The 23,054-nt window shown below is 55.3% G+C and carries 17 protein-coding genes; 9 read left to right on the plus strand and 8 right to left on the minus strand.

All coding sequences use genetic code 11. From position 1 onward, the window contains the following. Positions 1 to 173: 173 nt before the first annotated feature. From NDI85_RS02060 to NDI85_RS02070, 3 genes are all read right to left on the minus strand, one after another. Positions 174 to 974, minus strand: a complete 801-nt coding sequence (locus NDI85_RS02060; RefSeq protein WP_310914758.1) for a hypothetical protein — start codon at positions 972 to 974, stop codon at positions 174 to 176. A gap of 134 nt (positions 975 to 1,108) precedes the next feature. Next, positions 1,109 to 2,398 (minus strand): 5-methylcytosine restriction system specificity protein McrC, encoded by a 1,290-nt coding sequence (locus NDI85_RS02065; protein ID WP_310914759.1) that lies wholly within the window; start codon positions 2,396 to 2,398, stop codon positions 1,109 to 1,111. Beyond that, positions 2,391 to 5,072, minus strand: coding sequence for an AAA family ATPase (locus tag NDI85_RS02070; RefSeq protein WP_310914760.1), 2,682 nt, complete (start codon positions 5,070 to 5,072; stop codon positions 2,391 to 2,393). Before NDI85_RS02070 ends, NDI85_RS02065 begins: the two co-directional genes overlap by 8 nt. Positions 5,073 to 5,219: 147 nt before the next feature. Between NDI85_RS02070 and NDI85_RS02075 the strand changes: the two genes are divergently transcribed. Then, positions 5,220 to 6,668 carry a metallophosphoesterase gene (locus NDI85_RS02075; protein ID WP_310914761.1) on the plus strand — a complete coding sequence of 483 codons (1,449 nt, stop codon included), beginning with the start codon at positions 5,220 to 5,222 and terminating at the stop codon, positions 6,666 to 6,668. Positions 6,669 to 6,699: 31 nt separating this feature from the next. Further along, positions 6,700 to 9,792 (plus strand): AAA family ATPase, encoded by a 3,093-nt coding sequence (locus NDI85_RS02080; protein ID WP_310914762.1) that lies wholly within the window; start codon positions 6,700 to 6,702, stop codon positions 9,790 to 9,792. 9 nt (positions 9,793 to 9,801) lie between these two features. Here the strand turns inward: NDI85_RS02080 and NDI85_RS02085 are convergent, their stop codons facing one another. From NDI85_RS02085 to NDI85_RS02100, 4 genes are all read right to left on the minus strand, one after another. Further along, positions 9,802 to 10,812 (minus strand): hypothetical protein, encoded by a 1,011-nt coding sequence (locus NDI85_RS02085; protein WP_310914763.1) that lies wholly within the window; start codon positions 10,810 to 10,812, stop codon positions 9,802 to 9,804. A gap of 541 nt (positions 10,813 to 11,353) precedes the next feature. Next, positions 11,354 to 12,646 carry a competence protein CoiA family protein gene (locus NDI85_RS02090; protein ID WP_310914764.1) on the minus strand — a complete coding sequence of 431 codons (1,293 nt, stop codon included), beginning with the start codon at positions 12,644 to 12,646 and terminating at the stop codon, positions 11,354 to 11,356. A gap of 93 nt (positions 12,647 to 12,739) precedes the next feature. Then, positions 12,740 to 14,437: a hypothetical protein gene (locus tag NDI85_RS02095; protein WP_310914765.1), complete on the minus strand. Its 1,698-nt coding sequence runs from the start codon at positions 14,435 to 14,437 to the stop codon at positions 12,740 to 12,742. 178 nt (positions 14,438 to 14,615) lie between these two features. Further along, entirely contained in the window at positions 14,616 to 14,933 is a 318-nt protein-coding gene (locus NDI85_RS02100; protein ID WP_310914766.1) for a hypothetical protein, read from the minus strand. Positions 14,934 to 15,031: 98 nt separating this feature from the next. Between NDI85_RS02100 and NDI85_RS02105 the strand changes: the two genes are divergently transcribed. From NDI85_RS02105 to NDI85_RS02135, 7 genes are all read left to right on the plus strand, one after another. Further along, positions 15,032 to 15,364: a hypothetical protein gene (locus NDI85_RS02105; RefSeq protein WP_310914767.1), complete on the plus strand. Its 333-nt coding sequence runs from the start codon at positions 15,032 to 15,034 to the stop codon at positions 15,362 to 15,364. Between the two features lie 364 nt (positions 15,365 to 15,728). Further along, positions 15,729 to 18,152: an AAA domain-containing protein gene (locus NDI85_RS02110; protein ID WP_310914768.1), complete on the plus strand. Its 2,424-nt coding sequence runs from the start codon at positions 15,729 to 15,731 to the stop codon at positions 18,150 to 18,152. Positions 18,153 to 18,220: 68 nt separating this feature from the next. Then, the gene (locus NDI85_RS02115) at positions 18,221 to 19,117 is read left to right on the plus strand and encodes a hypothetical protein (RefSeq protein WP_396275513.1); all 897 of its coding nucleotides are present in this window, start codon (positions 18,221 to 18,223) and stop codon (positions 19,115 to 19,117) included. Positions 19,118 to 19,135: 18 nt separating this feature from the next. Continuing rightward, positions 19,136 to 19,966, plus strand: a complete 831-nt coding sequence (locus NDI85_RS02120; protein ID WP_310914770.1) for a hypothetical protein — start codon at positions 19,136 to 19,138, stop codon at positions 19,964 to 19,966. 40 nt (positions 19,967 to 20,006) lie between these two features. Then, positions 20,007 to 20,930 (plus strand): hypothetical protein, encoded by a 924-nt coding sequence (locus NDI85_RS02125; RefSeq protein ID WP_396275514.1) that lies wholly within the window; start codon positions 20,007 to 20,009, stop codon positions 20,928 to 20,930. Next, the gene (locus tag NDI85_RS02130) at positions 20,930 to 21,541 is read left to right on the plus strand and encodes a hypothetical protein (RefSeq protein ID WP_310914772.1); all 612 of its coding nucleotides are present in this window, start codon (positions 20,930 to 20,932) and stop codon (positions 21,539 to 21,541) included. Before NDI85_RS02125 ends, NDI85_RS02130 begins: the two co-directional genes overlap by 1 nt. Before the next feature lie 199 nt (positions 21,542 to 21,740). Then, positions 21,741 to 22,703: an HNH endonuclease signature motif containing protein gene (locus NDI85_RS02135; protein ID WP_310914773.1), complete on the plus strand. Its 963-nt coding sequence runs from the start codon at positions 21,741 to 21,743 to the stop codon at positions 22,701 to 22,703. Here NDI85_RS02135 and NDI85_RS22275 read toward each other — a convergent pair. Next, positions 22,677 to 22,961 (minus strand): HNH endonuclease, encoded by a 285-nt coding sequence (locus NDI85_RS22275; RefSeq protein WP_396275500.1) that lies wholly within the window; start codon positions 22,959 to 22,961, stop codon positions 22,677 to 22,679. The two genes, NDI85_RS02135 and NDI85_RS22275, sit on opposite strands and share 27 nt — an antisense overlap. Between the last annotated feature and the right edge of the window lie 93 nt (positions 22,962 to 23,054).

A 23,054-nucleotide genomic window follows, 5' to 3' on the forward strand; every position in this document is an offset into this window, starting at 1 on the left:
ACTTTACTTTGACAGCAGAAACGACAGGTAATCTCAATTCCCCGATACCGAATCTGAATTACCGATTCTTGCTATTGTCTTGCGATTAAATCACTCTGATTAAACGAAATGTGGGGAAAGTGGTTTTTCTTTCCCGTATACGGTGCTCAATTTACCCCGACGAGATAGTACAGCTAGACGGTATCTGGTAGAACGAGCCGATACGCAACGGCATCGTCAATTTCCCACACTGCCTGCTTAGTTGATTCCTCGTTGAGTTCATAGTACGATAGAACGTATACTTCCGCATACTGATCGAGAATTTCCCTTTCTAATCGATATTCGCGTTCCTCAGTGAACTTCAGGTCATCACCCTCTTCGGACCGGATGAACGTCGAGGATACCGTGAGTCCCGGGTGACCGGTCGGTTCAAACTCTACTGCTTCCGGAACCCCGTCCTCGTTACTCTCCGGTTCAGGCTTGTCCAAGTGCCGTCCATCCGGGTCACGATAGAACAACTCAATGACGCGGCCCTCGTTCCGTTGGGACTTTACGTGCGGTTGTTCCGGGTCTTCCTGCCAGACACGTCGACTGACGGCGTGGTGGAATTCCACCGGGTCATCACCGACGGGTTGGTTCTCGATGGTGAATCGTTTCTCGACCGGGTCGAACTTCTCCGGCGGACCGCGAGCCTGCTCAATTAGAAGCTCATCCATTGTTTGTGTCACGGCGAACTGCCACGGCGTCGATTCATCACCACGGTACGTCTCGATAGCAATTGGCTCCTCGCCTGGTTCCGTCGCCGGTGCGACGTGCCCATCGACAGCACACAGATCACCCGCCTTAACGAGCGAATCCAATTCCACACGCACCGCCTCTTCATCGTACCCGACCGATCGGCACTTTGCGATGATAGTTTCCTTCGGGACCATCCCACCATCGCCCTGCAAGGCAGCGAACAGTGTCTGATAAATGTGGTTGCGAATCGAAGCCATACGAAGCAAAGACACACTACTGGAAAAAGTGTGTGCAGGCGCTTTGCAGGCCAGTCCGGTCGATACCCAGGAGCTTCGGTGCTTCTCAGAGACAGAGATCTATTCCGGTTCGAACAGACCTGTATCACTCCTTCTCAAAGTATGTCGGTCAAATAATGACGTGCGCTGGTCTCTAATACATCGACGTAGTCGCTATACGACGGCGCTGCTGCGTCCGTGGCTAACTCGACAGAGCGAAGCGAGTATTCGTTCATCACTGTCGATTCTTCGCCGTCGTGCTCGCAGTGTCCTGGATACACGAGTGCCCCGCACGTGTCCAAGGCAAGGATGTACGACGTGAGTTGGTACACGTCGCCGGAAGACCGCGACCCGGTCTTCCACTTGGCATCAATGACAGCCACTGGCGTCCCATCATCGTGCCAAACGAGCACGTCTGGTTGCATCGAAACAGCGTGTGGGCCGTCGATGATGTTCTGAATCGACGCCTGCCCTTCGACAGTAAGCCCGCCAATTTCTTTCGCGGCAGCTCGGAACGCTCGTTCGACAAGCCGCTCGAAAATCTCGTTCATATTCACGAACAGTGCCAGTGAGCGATTCGTCCCGGCGCTGATATCCTCGAAGAACTCTCGGGCCAGCACTGTTCGCGTCAAATCTAACAGGACCTCGTAATGCTCGTTCAACCGCGATAACTCGATTCGCTCGACGGATTCAAGCGGCACTGGTTCTACTCTCGTGAACTGTCGGAGCCGTTGTTCTTGATGTCGTAGCTGTCCTGCTAACTCATTATCTCGCACTAATCCGGTCAGGACGCGGACAGCGGCAAGCACAGCGCGGTTCAACACTGTATCCGTCGTGAACTCGTCGTACTCGACCGCGAAATCAGTCGGTATAGGGTTCGGCCGTTGCAACTGTCGCTGTACGTCGATCCGGCCGCGAACATGGTCTTGGACAGCCTGCGTTCGAACGTAATCCCGGTGCAGGCCCTGGTCAAGGACCGTCTTGAGTTCCGTCAGGAACAACACGCCGATCGCGTCGAAAAACGATGAGGCCGTAGCGAACTCCGTTTCCTGCCCCATCGAATCAACCGGCGTGTCAAACGCATACTGCAATGCCCACAGTAACCGCGTCACCGACTGCTTCGGCGACACCTCAATCTGAATCCCGCTCGGCAACGTCAGGACACCAACGTACGAGCTGCTGCTAACAATCGCTTCCCCGTCACTCGTATACGAAACACTGAGCGGACTGGACTCGTGCAGTTCACCTAACCGGTCGAGAAACGCCGCGTCGTCCGCACTAATCTCGAACGGAGCTGACTCCTCGTGTTCAGCTAACACCAGTGGATTCGACGGAGGTACCGTCTCAGACGTTCCGCTCGTCTGTACCGGTGACCCGACGAGGCTGATCTGAGAGAGGTCAGCCATCTTGGAATTCTTCTGCTCGCTGTGCGAACTTCTTGTAGCCGTCCACTAAGACATCCATTTCATCCTCGGAGAGATCGGCAATCTGGATATTCGACACGGTGAATTCTTTCTCGTCGTCGCCCGGGTCGGGGCGTCGCTCATACGAGTACGCGTCGATCTCGTCGAACACACTCGCTGCTTCGTCGACAAACTCAGCGGTCAGCTCGTTCTCGTCTCGACCAGCGAGCCAATTCAACCTGAACTTCAGTTTCCCATCTTGGTTGATTTGGATAAGCCCGACACCAGGGTCTATGAGATCTGTTTTTAATTGAGCAGTCACATTGTGATCCCCGCCGCCCGTATCGAGCCGCCCGATCTCTTCACCAGCCGTCAATAATCTGTCCGCACGGGTATGCGCCGTCTCGTCTAACGTGGACGTAATCAGTTCACGGAACGCTTCAACCGACTTGTCGCTTTCACGCCACGCCTCAATACCCCGTGGCACACCGGTTCCATCAGCGATCGCTTCGACAGGTGCCGCAGCTAGCGGAACCGGATCGTCGATACCAGCCAGTTGGCAGAGCGCGGTGTAAAGAGCGTTAGCGTCGAATGACTTGATTTTCTCGGCGTCCCACTGGACTAGCCGATCCCCGGTTTCAGTCAACAAGTCATCTCGCAGTCGATCGAACTGCCCGAAATAATACTCTTCCAGTTGCGGGAGAATATCGTACCGCCATGCGTCCACGACATCCGTCGTCGAGTCGTGGCCGAGGAGATACGTGTGTCCGAGTTGCTTGCCCTTCCCGAGTTCCGGTGCTCGCAAAATCCGTTCGTTCAGCGTTTCGACCGCTAACACACTCGCCCCGAGCAACTGATCCCGACGCGACACGTCCTCGTTCGGTTGCGTGACTGCCGAGCGTGCATCTGCAGCGACCACGTCGCTTTCTTCCCACACGACATCGAGGTCCGGTGGGAAGTCCACGAACCGGAACCGGCGGCGAAGCGCCGTGTCGACCAGCGCAATCGATTGGTCCGCCGTGTTCATCGTCCCGATGACGTACAGATTCGGCGGCAGCGTAAACGTCTCACCCGAATGTGCTAACTCAACGTCGAACGATCCGCGCTTATCCGCCTCTAACAACGTGATGACTTCCCCGAAGATTTGCGCGAGGTTCCCTCGGTTGATCTCGTCGATTATCAGCACGTACCGATCCGGTTCCGTATCGGCTTCGACCGCTCGTTCGTATGCAGCCATCGCCGCCGCCTGCATCCGTTTTAACGCGCCATCCTGCACCTCATACGCCACTTGCCCATCATCACCCGTCTTCGCGCTCAACCCTTCGACGAAATCCTCGTACGTGAACGACGGGTGGAACGTCACCGTCGCAACCCGGTCAGACACCGCGTCACCACCGTCCTGCTGCCCGACCCACCACTTGGCGAACCGCTCAGCAGTGTAGGTCTTCCCCGTCCCTGGCGGGCCGTAGAACACGACTTGCTTCTTCTCCAGTAACTGCCGTTCAATCTCGCCCGCTTGATCCGGGGCATCCGGAATCTCTTCGCCTGTCCCACCGGGCTTGGATGATTGGAGTAGATTCCACGCCTCGGCGGTGTCCAATAGGAACTCCGCAGCGGGCAAGGACAACCGAGACAGGTACGCTTGCTTCAAATTCCCGTTCGAATCAATCGGGTAGTACTTTTGATGCCACTCCGGGGTATCTAACGAGTCTTTCAACCCTGAATCGACCGGGACAGACTCAGCAAACCACTCGAACTCAACCGGGACACGGTGATACTCGTCACCTCTGAACTCATACCGCGTTGGAGCACCCGTCACCGTTGAGAGCCCGATCAACTCATCGTTGAAATTATGGAACACAACGTCACCATCAGTCAGTTCCGCAAGATCGTGATGCCACACATCGTCGACCTTCGCCCGTAGATACTCGTCCTCGATCTCAGATTGATTTGACTGATTCACCCAAAAATACGACCGTTCCCCCTCCAACGTCACGCCACCGCGTTCCTTCTCCCGATTGTTCGCCCACACGAAAAAGTAATCCAGATCACGGAAGTTCGCCTCGAACCCGTATTCATCTCGAACTGAGCGGTACGTTGCAGCTGTCTCCGGGAACTCAGAAACTGCGTTCGACACGTCTTCATCGAAGTATTCTGCCAGACCAGTCCGCGACATCGTGTTCACGACCGGGTAGTACTCCGGATGCAGATACGAGAGAATAGGCGAGAGTTTCCCGCACTTCACGTTCGGCAGGTCAAGCTCAGCCAATTGCCGGACCGCATCATCCCACGACTCCGGCTCATCCGAGGTTACAAGGGTCTCAAAACACGCTGTCACCGCCTCTGTATCCTCAGCTGGAATCTCTATCGGGAATAACAACCCGCCGACAGTCCCAACCTCCTCAGTTACTCGTTCTTTCAAATCCCGTTTCACATCCTCTGGAATATCAACTTCGTCAATCTCATCGCGCTTGCTCGACACCGGGTACGTGCTGTTATTCATACACAGCCGGTACAACGCCGTCACCTCCTGCTGCCCAAGCTCACCCGCCTCAAGTAACGCTGCTGCCAAATCCTGTACAATCCCCGCCGTCTTCTCCACCGGCGCTCGTTGCTCATCCCACTCCCGATCCGTAAGATACGCCGCCACTAACTCCTCACTTGACGAATCAACCATCGTACCACTAACCACCCATACAATCGCTGATAAAACTACTCCTGCAAACCATACTCACACATCCATATCGGCGACATAAAAGCGGTGTAAGGAGACGTGTTAACCCATGGAGTTATCCAACGTGCGACAAAATAACCTTGCATCGTAATGGCTCGGCTTCTACACACTAGTGATACGCACCTTGGGTATCGACAATATCATTTGGACGAGCGTCGCCAAGATTTCGCTGACGCCTTTGCAGAGGTCATGTCAGCAGCAATCCAGCAAGACGTTGACGCCGTCGTTCACGCTGGCGACCTATTCCATACCAGTCGACCCGGTATCACACCTCTTCAAACGGTCCTGACTGAGCTGCAGCGTCTCCAAGATGCCAACATTCCGTTTCTGCTAATTGTTGGCAATCACGAACGGACTCACGATCGTAATTGGGTGGAGTTACTCCAAGAAATCGGGTTAGCCACTCGGTTAGATGCGACCGGAACCCGGGTCGATGACACAACGATTTACGGGTTAGACCATGTCCCACCCGGGCAGCGAGACCGACTCGACTATCACTTCGAGGCTGCTGAGACAGACAGCGCAATCCTGGTTGGCCATGGGTTATTCAAGCCGTTCGGTCACGGTGACTGGAGCACGCAACGAATCTTAGCACAGAGCCCGGTTGATTTCGATCTCATGCTTGTCGGCGATGATCACGGAGCCGACTATCGACTCGTCAGCAACAGTCGTCCCAATAGCAACGATGGCACTACAGACACAGACAGTACAACTGCGAATGAACAAGCAGCACCCACCTCGTCAAGCCAGAAGCGAATCCCGCTCAGTTATGCCGGTTCCACTGAACGAACGAAGGCCGACCAGCGCGACCCCCGGACATACTCGCTCGTAACAGTCCCGCCGAACGGTAAGATCAATCCAGAAGAACACATCGACCGCCGAGTCATCGAAAGCGCCCGCGAATTCGTCTATGTAGATGTCCCACTGCACCGCGGGGAGGGTATCGAAACCGTCGAACAAACAATTCGGACGGAAGTTGACTCGCTTGATGACGCTGTGCTGAAGGTGACGTTGATGGCTGCTGAAGATGAATCACCGATTCCTGACTCACCTCCAGAGAATGGTAACGGAGACCCGGCCGATCCAGTCGTGCACGAACGGGTTCCGGTCGGACCAATCGAGAACTTAGGGACGGAACTCGGAGCCTTAGTTACACGAGTCAGCAATCGTCGAGATTTGCTTGAAGACGAGCGAGAATACCAAGCGGTCGAATTCGCTGATGTTGACGCAGCTGTCGAAGAACGACGCGAAGACATCATTGTCACTGAAACAGCGGACCTATTCCTCGAAATGGCGATGAATACGGACCAAACTGCAGACAGTAACATCGCTGATAAAGCCCAAGAGACTGTCACGGCAGTCCTTGAGCGTGAAACACCCGACGCTCTCCACGTCGACACGGATGATATCGATGACGACGGTGATGAGGACGAGACAGTAGACACTGCACATCAACCACCGTCGGTGGCTACTGGCGGTAGTGACGATGTCGACAACGAGCAACTGCTGGAGGATGCGCTTGAGGAAATCAACGACTGAACTGCACCTGACGCTACTACTTCACTAACTCATGCAATTTCAACGAATCCGCGTGCAAAACTGGCGGTGCTTCACAGACGAATCGGTGCGTTTCGAGGACGGTGTCACTGTCCTGTACGGGAACAATGGCTCGGGGAAGTCCTCATTACTAGAAGCCGCGTTCTTTGCCCTGTACGGCAGTGACGCATTAGACACCGGTACGACCATGGATGATGTGGTGACGACTGACCAAAATACAGCTGAGGTAACGCTGTCCTTTGCCCATCGCGGCGAGTCCTACGAGGTCACCCGAGAAATCCGTGTTCGAGGCGACACGTATCAAGAAGCAGATCTCACAACGCCACCAGGCCAGCCAGATCTTGATCAAATCGGTGCGATCGACGACCTGATCGAAGAAGAACTCCGATTAAACGCTGAAGACTTCCTCAACAGCGCGTACGTCCAACAAGGCGACGTCTCCCGCCTCATTGATGCCTCGCCGACACAACGCCAACGCATCATCGACAACCTGCTTCAAATGAGTAAATTGGAGCAGTATCGATCTCGCATGGATAGCATCGGAACAGGCGTCGGTCGTGTTGCTGGTACGAAGGAAGACCAAGTCCAAGAACTCACGACGCAAATCGAGGAATACGACGAACCTCGAATTCAGTCCAGAAAACAGCAACTGCACGGGTTTGAATCCGAACTCGAAGACAGACGAGACGACATCACAGTAGAGGTAGAGGAACTAGAAACTAAGCAAGCAGCCGCCCAAGAGATTGTCGACACGCAAGAAGATGCGGAAGAGACAGTCGAAGAAACCAGAGAAAATGCAGCGGAGCACATGGCAGACTTGGCGAGTGCAGTCGCCGAGTACCAATCCCTCCAAGACGAGTTCACCGAAGCTGAAGCCAATGTGGCGCAGCATCAAGACGAGCTAACCGCACTCTTCGCAGTCGGAACCGGAGATCTCACCACGGGTTTCGGTGCTGTCGAAGACATCGTTACCGAGGTGACCGAGAAAGCTGATGCTGTCCTCAAAGACGGAGTTGCGGACGCATCAGTGGATGGTCGCTTACCACAGACCGGCACTGACCCTCGTAAAGTCGCAACCGCCCTCGTGTCGGAATCGAACGACGAGCCTGCTGTTGAAATAGCAGCGACGGTTGATGATATTTTAACCGGGCTTTCAACAGACACCGCACCGCTGACTCCCGCTGTTACGGGCGAGTCAGGTGACGGCGATACGGATACGATTGGCACGACGGATGCCGTCGATGAGACAGCCGTTGACCCACTGACGAACCCGACTGTAGACATTGATGTCTCGTTGGCTCGCGTACCGACATCGGGTCTTGATGTGGAACCAGAGGCACTCGAACTAAGTGTTGCTGAGGAGGCGCAGGACCAAGCCAGAGACACGGTAAACGACATCCGAGAGCGATTGCAAGCGCTTGAAACCGCAGCAGAGGAAGCCAGCACTAAAGCAGACCATCTCGAACAAGACACCCAACAACACATCCGAGAGGCTGACGCGGCACTTGATGACGCGACGACAGTCCTTACAGACATTGAAAATATCCGCCGTGGCCGTAGTGAATTAGACGACCAACGCGCCCAACTGGATGCTGAAATCGACACTTCACCGTTCACCATTGCCACCGAAGACAGGAAACCTGACGCTGCACTCGAAACACTAATCGAACGCATAGAACACAGAATTACGCGGCTCAAAGCCGAACAGGAACACTATCGTGACGAGGCTACCCGGCTTGGTGAGCGAATCGAACAAGCCGACCGGTTACTTGACGAGGGGAACTGTCCCGAATGTGGCCGTCCCGTCGACGGTGCACCAAACGTCGAACACCGCGAGCAATGGGAGGACGAGCGTAACGCGGCCGAACAATTAGTTGAGGCACTCTCCGAAGGAATCACAGCATTAGAACAGCGGAAAGACCAAGCTGAGGATCTCCTTACCACAGCCCAAGACCTGTACGGCGATGACCTCACCGTCACCGTTGCAGGCACGGAAACCACCACCAGCGCAATCCAAGTCGATCCGAGTACAGATCTCACCCCACTGCACGAAGACGCAGCTGAACATCACCTCGACGCCAGAGGCGCACGCCACGAAGCCCACGAAACGAGGTTCCAAGCTGTCGTCCAGCACCTCACAGCAACAATCCTTACCCGAGCAGCCGAACGCACCCTCGCACACCTTACCCGCGCCCTTGCACAAAAAGAAGTGCTGAGTCAAATCGAAGCGGCAGTCGACAAGCGAACAAACGCCGAACGCGACCTCGAACTCGCCGAAACCCACCTCGACACGCAAACGACCACGGTCACGGACACGCACACAGACTTACAAGAGGAAATTAACGCGTACTCCGACGCAACAGAATCCTTCAACCCGGAGAAACTCAAAGAGGCCGAAGACACCGTCGCGGAAATCACGGATCAACTCGACACGCTCAATGAAGAGCTTGAGGACTTACGAGCTACAGAGCGCGCTGTCAGTGAACACCTCGGCGACCTCGGGCAACAACTCACGAAACTGAACGAACTTCGAGACACACGCGACACGCGGCAACGAGAGGCAACCGCGGTCAAAGCCCTCAACAATCAAGTCGATGAGTTAGAAGCGATGTTCGTCAACCTTCGAGCGGACCTACGGGAACAAAACGTCCACCGACTCGAAGGCCTCCTCCAGGAAATGTTCGACACGCTGTACCGCAACGACGCATACGCCGATATCAAACTGGACGGAGACTACGACGCCACGCTCATCGAGAAAGGCGGCGGCAAACTCCCACCAACCAAGCTCTCCGGCGGCGAATCCGCCGTCTTCAACCTCGCACTCCGCGGCGCCATCTACCGACTGCTCACCGAAGGCTTCGAAGACGACGTCCCAATGCCACCACTCATCCTCGACGAACCAACCGCACACCTCGACGACGGCCACGTCGACCGCCTCAACGACGTCGTCGAAGCCATGCGAACCGCCGGCGTCAAACAAACCATCGTCGTCAGCCACGACGAAGGGCTCATCGACAGCGCCGACCACCGCATCCACGTCCGCCAACAACAAGGCACGAACCGTTCCGTCACCGAACCCGAGAATACTCTACCCGTCGATCTCTAAGTCTCTCCCTCATGAGAGTCGGTTACGGAACTGTTTGAACGTCGCAATCTCATCGATGCCGTCATCCTGTAGTGGCGAGATGTGTTCCTCGTTCAACGTCTCGATGTTCATCGTCGCGTTCTCAACCTTCTTAATGATGTCAAGCGGAAACGTGAATCCAAGGTCGTCGCCGCTGCGTAACGCTCTAAGCACAGTTCCAACGATTTCGTGATTCCGCACCAGCCACACGGACTCACCTTCCGATTGGGCCAGCAGCCGGTAATCATTCTGGATTGACTCGTAGTGATTAGACCCCGGGTTCCCCTCAGTTTCATATTTATCAGCGGTGATCCACCCTCCTTCAACTTCCACAATCGCGTACCGTGAATGATTGTGTCCGTTCACAATGAGATCAGCAACATTCCCTCCTTTCCTGACAGTGGGTTCAACGAATTTAACTTCATCAAGGGACTCGTAATAACGCTTGGCAAGCTCAACACCAACACGATGCGGCGTGTCAGCACCGACATCCCCAACCGCAATCCCCTGTTTCTTTTGCCTTCGACAGGCCTTCTGACCTGACGACGTCACTGAGTAGTAGATTTGCCCATTAGCACCAGTGTGGCGCTTGAGGTGCCCGAGGTCAATTAGTTTCCGCTCATCAATCTCATACTGGTCCCTAATGGCCCGCATCGAATCAGTGAGGTCATACCCTTCTAACTCCCGATTCATCGCTTTCACCACCGCCCGCATAAACCGTCCTTCGTCAACCGTAATCCCGTAATCACTCACATGACTCCGCATCAAGCCCACGCCGCTGACCACTTCGAGGGGGAGGTCAACCTCACTCAGTGATTTCTTATCACTGCGTTTCTCCGCGTTAAAACGAGGATCGTCGGGTACCTCCGTTCCAGCAAACGGCTTTGGATTGTATCCACTCGGCGGACCAACATCCTCAGGATAGGGATGTGCCTCCCTCTCTGGTTCTGAATGACTGTGTGTCTCTGGAGTGTCGCTGTCAGAGTGGTCTTCACTCGTCATATTCCCTATTTCTTATGGTTACGGTTAAAATTCAGGGAGCAAACCGACTTTCCAGCAAATAGGAGCCTATCCGGATATAAATCTGAGACGTAGCTAGAGACGTCAGATAAGGCAAATACTGTACAATAGGCTCCTACTTTACAATAGGTGAGACACGCGACTACTGTCCGAACAGCTGCTACTTCTGAAATGTTAAGATTTACTATGAATCCACGTTTCGTACCGAGTGTATCGTAGACTCAACGCCGCTCGGGGACAATCTTAACCAACACGCTGTTCGAAGTTAACCAACAGAGACGTATCTACGCACTCGGCGAAACCTGCACCCTCAAACCTGAATCAACCACACGAATTCACCAACGTCCTACAATTACACTCGCAACAAAATACGCTGTCAGGCCCATGATTACACACTCATGATATGACTACAGTTGATTACCAATCGAAAGTCTGGAGACACACTATATGATGCAGTTGAGGAACCCGTAGACCAGTCTACTCACTTGGCGGTTAAACCTGGAGGCTGGATCTGAGTATCCCGCTATTCAGCACCGGTATCAACGTGCAGCCGTACCCGGGCACATAGTTCCAGAAGCATCTCGATATCCGCTGGTAACACCCGTACTGAGATCGTTTCCACTGGTTGGTATTCTGTCTTGGATCGGTGTAGCGAAAGCTCCACCCATTCACCGTGCGTTCGAGTGATTGTGCAGTTGACTGGCCGGGCTCGCTGTGCAAATTCGTGCGACCAGACGGCCGTCCCACCAGATGTCTGTGGTTCTAATTCAGAGACGAACGCTAGTTCAGTACATACTGTGGCCACGAGGTCCGTGAACACATCAACGATATCCTGCTCGACCGAGACAGACAACGCGTTGTCAGTTCGTCGTTTCTCAACGGACAACTCTACTGGTTCCCCGCTCGGTCTGACGATGAGTTCGATAGTGCACGGATCCCGCGGCCCGCCAGCAAACCATTCGTTCACATAGCAATTCCGGTCCGACGACCTCGTAGACTCTCGATAATCCTCCACCGTCTGGATCACGTCTTTCTCCTGTTCGAACTCAGTTATGAGGTCGCGGAAAATCTCTGCCGTCAAATCCTGGACCGTTTCGCTTTCCGGGGTCAGTGCCAGCGAGATAGTCCGCTCCAGTGACCAGTCCGGCGCTGTGACATCCTTTTGGCCTGTGCCTGCACTTTCGGCAAACGCACCGAGTGTGCGCTGCCCCATTTGCCTGTTCTCTACGAACGGCGCTAACCCCCGCTCACTTACCTGTACGGACCAGTCACCTATTTCACCCGGACGAGACTGCTCCTCGATCAGTTGCGGCACAGCATACGGCCACACTGGCACCGGGTCTGTCAACGTCACATCGTCATACCCCGGATGTGTCCCGTCATAATCTACTTCAGATAACCATAGCACGCTGAACCCTGCACTCAGATAATCCTCTGTCACAGCTCGAACCGACTTCTGATGATGATGCCGCTGTACTTCCACAGCGATTCCACGACCGAGCTGCGAATCTGGTTCTGCAAATGACACGCGAATATCAGCCCGTCGCTGCCCGTCCACCATCGAAGACTCGATGGTCACCTCTGCGTCAGGATACCGCTCAAGCAACTTCTGCGCCGCAATATGCTTCATCTCAACGTGCGCTGCCGACTCACCACAACACTCCGAATCAACCGGGACATGATAGAAATGCCTCGCAACTTTCTCTCCCTCCCGCACCTTCATTTTCCCCTCACAACTCGGGCACCACACGAACCCATCATCAGCTACCTCCAACGGCAAAACCGGCCGATCACCGCGAATCCCGATAAACGGCATTATGCACTCCGAGTAACCGACAGATCAAAAGCAGTTCCCACCCTCATCGGAATTTAATTGCTCAGAAACAGCACGGAAGGCAGCTGACGTGGACTACAATTTTCGGTTGAGTTCTGTCCCAATGAGGTTTTCAACCGCAGCCTGGACGAACTCTGCCGTGGACATGTCTCGATCCTCAGCGAGTTGCTCTGCTACGTTTCGATAGCCGCGTGGGATCCGTACTGTCATCTCTTCCTCTTCTCGGTCAGCTACGTGCTGCTGTAATGCCGCGTTGACAAACTCTGCCTGTGAACGGTACTCCGGAGCTGTCTCAACGACCGACTCAATCATCAATACGAGATTCCGCGGAAGCGAAATATCAATCTCCTTTGTCACCACTGGTGAGCGTGGGGCAGGTAATTCCCCGTCGATACTGTCCTTAAGCAGCGTTCGGATAGCCATATCAACCGTCTCCGCTGTCTCATCCTGATTCAATACTAAGTAGAAAGGTAGTAAATCAGCGGTGACAGTGAGAGTCTCGTACTCTTGAGTCTCGTTCTCACTTGGCAATACAATCGTGTCTGAACTGTCTTCATTTTCCACCTCGTCTTCAGCCCAATGCTCACGAATCCAGGCGAGTGACCGATCGTGCCAGTCAGGCCATCGAGTAATGATTGCAGAGCCTGACACCCCACTATCTTCGGCACGAATCTCATCGGCCCACACGCTTCCTCGATTGTGTTTTACATCGAAAGTAACGACGTCACTGGCCTCAACGCTCTCACTCTCGATGTCGTCACTGTTGAATGGGAACGTATGACCTGTGTGTGATCGAATCCGTCCGTATCCCTTCTCACCGAATGTAAGCACGACACCCGTTGCGCGAGCGTACTCAGCAGGATCAACCGATTGAATCGCTGTCAGTGCGTCAACCTGGTTTGTTCCTGCCGATGGGACATCCGTGTCAGTACCATTGATTATCTCTTCCGGGTCCACAGCAGGGCTACTCACTAAATGACGAGTGTAATACAAGATATCCGGTGCAACTGTCACAAAGTCGTCAACCTGTTCTGCAGTGAACCGCTTTCCCTTCGTGTGCCACTCCGCTGAGCCCGTTCTAATCGTGATAGACTGTGCGCTCGCTGTCCCTGGTCGAATATCAAAAAACAACTCAGCATCCGTATCAACGCTCCGTACAGTCCGATAATCATGTACTGTCCATGCAACCGGACCAGTCTCAAAGGAATACGTAGGAATTCCTTGAGAACTCACTCGGAATCGTCCTGGAGACATCGGATGTTCCGTGCCGTGATGCGCGACTGACTTCACGATACCTGCAGTGTCATCGGCCCGTGCAATGCGATTTAGCGTCGCCTCATACTCCTCATCAGATGGACTCCACTTCTTGATGAAACTCCGCTCATTACTCCCGATATCCTTCGGGTCAATCGAACTATCTCCCCCGTCGTCTGACTCACTCCCATCATTACCCGTGTCGTGCTCAGACGCATGCTCAGCAAGGAACTCCTCTAACCGCTCCTGATCCTCCGAATTCAGCAAATTAACTGACACAGCGCCATTCGTATCAATCGTGTCCGTTGCCACCTCAGTACCAGACTTATTGGTATACGCGTGCCCGCTATCACACAACGGCTTCAAAAATTGCCATGAAATACTCTCACCATCCTGAAACCCAAGCTCAGAAAGAAGCCCCTCAGCCTCCGGACTCAACTGCAACGTCACAAACCGGCCTTGTATATTCGCTCTGACGTAATAGCCTGACTCAGATTGGTATTTCTTGACAGAAGGCATATGAAACACACTTCACGCTCATACTATGATACTTGTGTATCTCGAAATCGCTTTACTGAGCGTAGACGGCATCGGACCCTAATCATCGTCGCTCACTAAACGGTTGTGCGTGCTTCAGGGCTACCTCTGGAGGTTTTCGGGTTCTTGAATACAGATAATAGCACGGCTGCAGTATGGGTTATTGTTCAAGATACTGTTTTGTATTTTTCCACCTTTGTAATTCAGCTTGTAGCTCTTCGATTTTATTATCGGCTTGATCCGCCTTTTTACGGACACGCTCGACGTGTCTTGATACGGTGCTTTCCTTAATACCGTATTCCGACGCAACGTACATTTGCTTCAAATCATAGCGAACTGCGAGTTCCCACATCTCTACTTGTCGCTTCGTTAACGAGGTTTCTTCGGCAAGTTCTGTCCATTTCTGGTCATTCATTTCTCGAAGATCGCTGGCGGCGTCACGACCACGCCGATTGGAACCCTCGGGGTCTGGACTCATACATTGATAATCATCCCCGGCATTTTGTATGTGTTTGGGTTGAATATCGCCCAACCACCTTGGGTTAACTGTTTTTAAACACCGTGAATTACTATCGTTTGCAATGCGACAAATTATCGACCGGAAGGTCTACGATACGGAAAGCGCCGAAAAAAATCGCCAAGCACGGATCTATAGTAGATAAGAGTGATTTCCACGCGCTCGCAGAAACCCTCTACAAGGATCCGAGTGGAGAGTACTTCCTTCACTGTCAGGGGGGTGCCGCTACTCAGTACGCCGAGGAAGCACGGGAAGGCACAACGTACGGTGAAGAACTTCGCACCCTCACCAAGGAAGAGGCTGTAGACTGGTGTGAAGACCGCTCAATCAATACAGATACCGTATTCGAGGAGTTCGCTGATCTCTTAGAGAATATCGATAATCCTCAGTAAGGACTACCTCGACCGAACCACGCTCATGTTTGCCGACTACCCTGCACTCAGCGATATCATTGGAACGCGCATATAGAAGCACGAGTAACTATTCAACTGATAATTGCTATGTCAAATCAGCCGATTCTGGTCCACACTGAGCAATATCTAATATGTTCTAGTCGGGGGTGAGTCCGGACAAGGATTCTACCAAGTCACCTACTCCTTATATTGCTTCGAATATCTGACAGATTTTTTATTCGACAGTACTGGTCTATCACGTCTCTCGTTTTAGTTCAATAGTGCAACAGGTACAGGCACGTTGAGTTATCAAGAATCGCAACTGGCTGAAGGGTTATTTATGTAAGCTTGCAGGATGGAGGGTATGGTCCCCTGGCGAGTCTATCAAGAGCTTGGTCGGGAGTTAGATGTCCCGAGTGAGACGATGCATCTGATTAATATTCTCGCGGACGGCGGGTATCTCGTTGCGAATCAGCCACCGTATCTCAATGTCGAAATACTGGATGAGGTCGGGACACGGCGAACCTGGCTCAAGAACCATCCCACCGAAGGTATCGAATTCTGCAAGGAAACCTACGGATCCGATGCAGCCATTGCAGCGACCATCAGATGTGTTGGTCACGAAGTTGTCGATCATACTGACACCGACACCAAGACTAGTTTCGCGCTCTTAGCCTCGCATATTCGAGACTATCTGGTGGAAACTGTCCATACCCCCGCAATTGCCTCAGAAGTCGAGCGGGTTGCGGATTACTTCGCTGCGCATAAAATGGAGTTGAAACGTATTGAGAAGGCACATTCTGCGGACACACCCACGTACACGCACTGCGATAGGTGCGGGGCCGAGCTAGACGAGCCGTTCCAGTACCGGTGTGATGCATGTGACGCTCGGTTTCCGGGGTGGCCAGCACTCGTCTACGCCGAAGGGGAAGAAGAGGGGAACGCCCGATGGCGACAGCAAATGGATGTGACGGTGCTTCGCCAGAACAGAGCCAGTAATTTCCTGATTGTCCGAGCCGATACATCGCTCCCGGGGTGGGTTGAAGCAGGGAGTCGCGTCGGGTCAATTACGAACTCAGGACTCGACAGCCTCGGGCGGATTGTCAATACAGACCACAAGGATATCCACATCGATTACGGACACTCTTCGGCCGCTGGATTGGCCGAAGGACAGACACTCACGATTTGCAGTTCAGAGTCCAGTATCGCTACCACGCAACAGGCCGGCTTCCTCCTCGAAACCCGCCGCGGATTCCGGTCTTGGGAGACATCCAGTGATGACCGCACGGTCTCGAAACTCGCTTCGAACGCCCCGCGTCTGATCGAAACCTTAGATAAGCAGACCATTGACGAGCCAGAACCAGAACACCCTACCTCATGGCAGCGTCTCGAAGGGTTCGAATTAGATGACTCACAAAAGAAAGTCATCGCCAAGATTCTCGGACTGACTGACGGAGACCTCTCACTTGTCGTCGGGCCCCCGGGCTCAGGAAAAACGGAAGTCATCGCCAAAGCAGCCGAAGAACTCGCCGCCACTGGCGAACGCGTACTAGTGACCTCCCACACCAACATCGCGGTCGACAACGTTATCGAGAAACTCGCCAGCAACGGCGACCACCAAGTCGTTCGCGTCGGCCGGCCAGAGAAACTCTCGAAAGGCTCCATGGAGCTCATGCTCTCAAAAGCAGTGGAAAACAGCGACAACGACACTGTCAACAAAGTCCTCGACAAAGTAGAGGAGCTCAAAGATAGCATCAGCGACCTCAGTAACGGCGCGCAAGTGGACGCGAAACAAGCAAAGCTGACCGAAATCCAACGGAAAATCCAGGACCTGCAAGACAGTGCCGAAGCCATCTCCATACAAAACGCCGATATTACCGGTGCCACGATTATCCGCTCACAACTCGGCGGACTCGCAGACATCAACTTCGACACTGTCGTTATCGATGAGGCCAGTCAAATCTCCGTCCCACTCGGCCTGCTCGGCATGGTCAACGCGAAAAAATGGGTTATCGTCGGCGACCACAACCAACTCCAACCCGTCATCAAAACCGCGTCAACATCCGACGGCAGCCCACCACAAGGCGCGTCGCTGTTCACATTCCTCAGAGACCGGTACGACATCGAACGCTGGCTCAAACACCACTACCGAAGCCACGAAGATATCATCGGCTTCGCACAAACCCACGTCTACGACGACAACATCGAAACCGACAGTTCATGCCCGGATAATACTGACTGGACCCCGCCAACAGACGTCGATTCAAAACCCGCTGCAATCGCCGACGGCCCACCGGTCGTCTTCGTCGACGTGCCAGGAGAAGAAGCGTGGCGACGCCGATTCAGTGGCACAATAAACGAAGCCGAAATCGACGCCGTCGAAGCACTCATCACCCACTTCATTCGTCAAGACGTCGTCCCCGAATCCGAACTCGGCGTCATCACTCCATACCGCGGCCAGCGCAGCCTCATCGACGATGCACTCCCCGAATACAGCGACCTCGAAGTCTCGACCGTCGACGGCTTCCAAGGCCGCGAACGCAACACAATCATTTTCAGCACCGTCAACACCGAAACCAGCGGCATGCGATTCGCCGGGAACAAAAACCGGTTCAACGTCGCCAGCACCCGCCCGAAACAACGCTTCATCATGCTCGGCAACCGCGACGAAATCAAAGCCAACGCACCCATGGGGAACATGCTCAGCAAATTCATCCGCTACACCGAACAACACGGCGCAATCTTCGACTGGCAAGGAAGTACGTGGTCGACCGGGAAACACGTATAACAGACCACATAGACAACCAGCACCTACACCGGGCGCGTCACTAACTCTGCCATAGATCCGTACTCAACCTGCCTGTCGAGGAGGAAGAAGAGCTGATACTGCCCGATCTGTACGTGGGCCTCGATGCCGGGCTGCTGGCTCCGGGGGATGGGATTGTAACCGATCGGCATCACGCGTCCTCGGATCGCTACGAGGCGGATGATCCGCAGAATCAAATCGCGGGCCAGATTTCGCCGTTCGCGCTGTCAGGGTGGGTTCGTCATGGCTGCGAGGCGGTTCTGCAGGCGGCAGGTGCGTCAGCATGCCATCCGGGTGAGTCGAACGCGAACTTCAGACTTGAGGACGTGTACGACCGTGATTTGGAGTCCGGGTATCACGAGAAGGGTAGCTGCACGGACGATGTGGATGCTGGCTGTGTGGTGTACGATCTGTTCGGTGGGTTCGGGGGAAGTCCCGGGAAGTTGATTCGGCGTCCGGTCTCGTTTTCCCCGGTTCGCAGTCAGGTTGACGTGACGAAGGGTGAAGCCGAAGCGCATTACCGCCAACTGCACACGCAGGTTCGCTCGCGGAATGAGGAGGATGGTGGGCAACCACTGCGACACTCGACGCGGGACGTGGTCGGGAATCTTGTGGGGACGTGGAAACTCACGTTGCGGGAGACGAAGCCTGAGTTCGTCGGGCTCTTGCTGGAAGCTGTCGCGTTCCTGGATGCGCATAGTGACGAGTATGCCTTCCAACTTGGGGGCGCGAGGAATTTCGGCGCGGGCATGGTCGACGCACAGGTCCTGAACCCGCTGTACTCTGAGGATGAGGTGAAGTGCGTGTATGATCGGCGGCGGTCGGCGACGAACGAGATGGAGCGGAAAGACGAGCTGTGGCAGGCGCAGTGCCGGGACAAGTTCGTGGAGGCGTTACAGGCCCGCACAGCGCGTCGTGATGGTGACCTGCCGGTGCCGGGTGGTTGATGCGGAGTGACGTCGGATGTGCCGTTCGAGTCGCCGCACGAGGAGCCTGAGGTGGGCTCGAATGTGGATCCAATGGTCGCGGCGTATCGCCATGATGTGCATAAGTTGCGGGGCCGGTCACATGATGCGGCCCAAGAGGTGTTCCGCGACGCCAGAGTGAACGAGTCGGTGCCGTTGGGTGCTGATGGGGATGCGGCTCGATTGTCGCGGCCGAAAGGAGCGCCTGATGAGACGGTTTCGAATCACCGGTCGCCGCGTCGGTTGTCGCTGGCGACAGGTGACACGGCCGTAGCGTCTGACTGGATTCCTACTTCGGTTGACGGTCCGTTCGATTGGTTGGTGTTGTCGACGGATCCCGAAGTGTTGCACGCGCGTTGGTTGACGAGCCAGGCCGCGGCGGCGTTCAACGAATCCGTCTACTACCCGTACTCGTCGCTGCAGTTCCACGTGTTGCTCGTGGCGGCGTTGCTGGATAATTACCGGGCCGGGCATGACTTTCAGGAGTTGCATCTCGTGGCGAGGCCGTCAGGCCCGCGGCCGGAGGAAGGCTGGACTGCTGAAGCGGCCCGGGAATCCAACGCAGTGGAACCGTTTCGGACGGTGTTGTGGTCGCCGGTCATGTCGCTGCATGTGACGGGTGAGCCTGGAGACCGGCCGTCGGCTCCGTTAGGGTCGTGTCCGGCCAGGTCGTTTGCAGACGTCTGGTCGCGGTTGTCGGCGCATCCGTTCGATCAGGGTGATCGGCGGTGGCGGCGGTTGGATGCGCAGTTGCGGCGGATTCGGTCGTGGTCGACGGCGCTCGCGTACATCCAGGATTACACCAGCGTGTACGGCGGTGATGCGCGGTGAAGCCGAGGTTCTCCAGTGGAAGCGTAGGGGGTGTGTTAGCGTGACTCGTATCCAGCAGGTGCTGTTCGAGTTGGAAACGGATTATCAGGGGCACCCGTATCACGTGACGGGGAATGCGTTGTACAACGCGCTGGCTCGTCGCGTCGACGCTCGGACTCGTAAGCAGTTGCACGTGAGTCACGGGGTGTTCGTCCCGGCCGAGTACGGGGCGTTCCCGGCGGCGCACTCCCAAGACGGGTACGGCGGGGTGCTCGGTAAGTCGCTTCCGGAGGTCGAGCAGTACGAGGACTTGTTCGTGTTTCGGGATGCAGCGCAGCGATGGTTGCTGGATTCCCGGCCGCGGGACGCGCACAACACGCATGATGTGACTCGGCACGGTGACCGGCTCGCGTTCGCACCGTCGTGCTGGTTTGGCCGCCCGCCAGAGGTGAGCAATTCGAAGCGGTCGGTGCAGTGGTTCGTACAGTGCTACCTTCATGCCGGGCGCGACGGTGATGTCCTCCCGGTCGACGAGGGCGTGCTGGACGGGCTTCGGGTCGGGGCAGCCAGGAATTACGGGCTCGGTGAACTGTCTCTGACGGACACACATCTTGTTGAATTGGATGACTTGGATTACTCTCGGGTCGAGGAGACGTCGTTGCAGTTGGAGCTCGTCTCACCGTACGTTCTGGAGAGTGAGTACCCGGGGGCTGACGGGCAAGATGTCCCGTGGTGGTGGGATGCTGACGGGTCGTTGCGTCGCCGGGAAACCCGGCTGGTGAACGGTGAGGAAGTGCATGCATTGGAGACGGTGGATCACGGGCAGGTAGTCAGATTTACCGGGAGTGGCAGCGTTCGCACAGCAAAGACCGGCGTGTTACGGGTCGGGACGCATTCGCGGTTCGGGTTTGGGGAGTTCCGGCTTCGACCCGCGGATTCGGATCGCGTGCCGGAACGCACTGTCGGTATTGGAGGTGAGGCGTGATGGCTGACGCGTTAGAGCAGGTCGCGTTCGATATTGAGACAACCGGGTTCGACGTCGACGACGTCGTGACCGTGGTTGGGTTCGCGTTACCATTAGGGGTGCGCGTGTTCTGCCAGACCCACGGGCGGACCAGCGACGGGGTGGAAGAGTACGTGCAGGACCGGGTTGACGAGCACGTGATCGTGTCGGTCCACGACTCGGAAGTCCGCTTGTTAGAGGCGGTTTCGGAGTTCGTGGCGATGCGGCTTCGAGATGATGACGTGTTACTCGTAGCGTTCAACGGTGAAACGTGGAACGGCGGGTTCGATGTCCCGTACGCGGACGTGTTCCCGCTCATGCAGAAGCTGTTCAACACGCGTGTGGACGGGGAATCGAACTCGGATCTCGTCACCGCGTACGACGTACTGTGTGATGGGGACCTCGGTGCCCTTGACCCGTTCGATGATAGCACGGAAGCAGTCACAGCGTTCGAAGACGGGTGTTTCACTGAAATTATCCTGCATAACGTGGCGGATGTGCTTCGCACGGCGGCGCTTGGCCGGTTAGCTGAACGGTACTGCAGTCGCTCTGATTTCAACGTGAAATCGTTGACGCCGACGAGTCACGGGTAAGAGATCCAGTTCGGTGAATCGAGTCGACGAGTGCGCGGTGTAGGCAGTATTGAAGCGATATACCAGGGATACACGCGGGATAGCTGCGGTAGAAAAACGCGGTTGGCAAAGTAAACATGCAACGTAACAAGCGACGTGAGAAGCGCGGCGTATCGACGACGAACGATCAGTGGCGAAGCGGTACCGTGGTGGTGGGAGCATGACCGACCAGGATGTCTCGAACGAGACGGTGGACCCGGCGACGCGGTCGAAAGTGTTGGATGTTGCCGGGCATCGTTGCAAGTGGTGCGGTCGGGAAGGCCCGGGTGCTGGTGGGGAAGCGACGCTGCACGTCCATCACGCGACCCGTGACGTCGACGAGATGGACGAGCACGATCTGAAGAATCTGACCGCAGTGTGTCGCAAGTGTCACAACTGGCTGCACAACCAACCGTCCGAAGATGATGCGCCGGTTGAGTTGACGGACGCTGACGGGCAAGTGTTACTCCCGCAGGACGTCGAGATCCTGCAGGTCCTGGCGCGCCACGGCCCGTTAAGCACGGGTGACATCGCGGAGCAACTCACGCCGGACTTGACGGTGTCGTCAGTCCGGGAGCGCCTGTGGGTCTTAATGGGGTTGGACAACGCGATTCCGTCACGAACCAAGCAAATCGTCGACCAGTCAGCTGAAACAGGTCAGTGGGGGTTAGTCGGGCAGATTTCCACCTCAGCTCGCGGTCGCATCCCTGATGACCCACAAACTCTGTTGCACCGCGCGGAGGATGAACGAGTTCGGCAAGCGCTTAACCGCGGGTGTGACCGTGATGCCGTCGCCGACGTGATCGGCGTGGTCGAGCGGACGACGTGGAATAAAGAAAAGCGTGCGAAGGCGTATGCATTTCCCCTTGACGCGCTGGATAGCAGGGGCGGGCGGCCGCCGGACGATGCAGACGCTGGTGACTCGGCCACGGACGTTCCGGGTGCTGATGGGGACGCCGATGCCGAGACGCAGCAGCGACTTGACGCAGTTGAAGGTGAAGGTGAATCAGGGGTGCTGAGCGATGGCGGCGAGGCAGATCAAGAGTCGACCGAGGAAGACGGTGAGGACATCTCGTGGTCGGAGGCGAAAACGCAGTTGCAGCAGACGATTGAGGCGTTAGAAGAACTGGAGAAGGCGCTGTAGCCTCTTACGCGGCCGGGTTACGCGTCTTCCAGTTGCGGGAGTTTTTCTGCGTAGGTGCTCGTTGAACTCGTCACCATCGACGCCGTGGTGGATTTTGTAGTGGCAGTTCGGGCAGAGAGCGACGACGGTTGCAGGTGTGTCTGACCCGCCGTCACTCAATTCGTGGATGTGGTGGGCGTGGAGATACGGCTGCCCTGATTTACTGGTGAACGGGGCTGGCTCACCGCAGCTTCTGCACTTACTATCTGCGTGGCCCATGATGTACCTCGTGGTCGTGTGACAGTGATAGCTTGGTAGTGATGGAATGAAATATATCGCATGAGTGTTAGCGTGATAGTATCCTGTTGGTTT

This window comes from Haloarcula sp. S1AR25-4 (genome assembly GCF_031624555.1).
In the GTDB taxonomy this organism is placed as follows: Archaea; Halobacteriota; Halobacteria; order Halobacteriales; family Haloarculaceae; genus Haloarcula; species Haloarcula pellucida.

Bases quoted from the DNA above. Each gene is read 5' to 3' on its own strand.
- NDI85_RS02095 (WP_310914765.1), bottom strand. From the start codon at position 14,437: ATGCCTTCTGTCAAGAAATACCAATCTGAGTCAGGCTATTACGTCAGA.
- NDI85_RS02135 (WP_310914773.1), top strand. From the start codon at position 21,741: ATGACCGACCAGGATGTCTCGAACGAGACGGTGGACCCGGCGACGCGG.
- NDI85_RS02085 (WP_310914763.1), bottom strand. From the start codon at position 10,812: ATGACGAGTGAAGACCACTCTGACAGCGACACTCCAGAGACACACAGT.
- NDI85_RS02075 (WP_310914761.1), top strand. From the start codon at position 5,220: ATGGCTCGGCTTCTACACACTAGTGATACGCACCTTGGGTATCGACAA.
- NDI85_RS02070 (WP_310914760.1), bottom strand. From the start codon at position 5,072: ATGGTTGATTCGTCAAGTGAGGAGTTAGTGGCGGCGTATCTTACGGAT.
- NDI85_RS02080 (WP_310914762.1), top strand. From the start codon at position 6,700: ATGCAATTTCAACGAATCCGCGTGCAAAACTGGCGGTGCTTCACAGAC.
- NDI85_RS02060 (WP_310914758.1), bottom strand. From the start codon at position 974: ATGGCTTCGATTCGCAACCACATTTATCAGACACTGTTCGCTGCCTTG.
- NDI85_RS02065 (WP_310914759.1), bottom strand. From the start codon at position 2,398: ATGGCTGACCTCTCTCAGATCAGCCTCGTCGGGTCACCGGTACAGACG.
- NDI85_RS02090 (WP_310914764.1), bottom strand. From the start codon at position 12,646: ATGCCGTTTATCGGGATTCGCGGTGATCGGCCGGTTTTGCCGTTGGAG.
- NDI85_RS02100 (WP_310914766.1), bottom strand. From the start codon at position 14,933: ATGAGTCCAGACCCCGAGGGTTCCAATCGGCGTGGTCGTGACGCCGCC.
- NDI85_RS02130 (WP_310914772.1), top strand. From the start codon at position 20,930: ATGGCTGACGCGTTAGAGCAGGTCGCGTTCGATATTGAGACAACCGGG.
- NDI85_RS02110 (WP_310914768.1), top strand. From the start codon at position 15,729: ATGGTCCCCTGGCGAGTCTATCAAGAGCTTGGTCGGGAGTTAGATGTC.
- NDI85_RS22275 (WP_396275500.1), bottom strand. From the start codon at position 22,961: ATGGGCCACGCAGATAGTAAGTGCAGAAGCTGCGGTGAGCCAGCCCCG.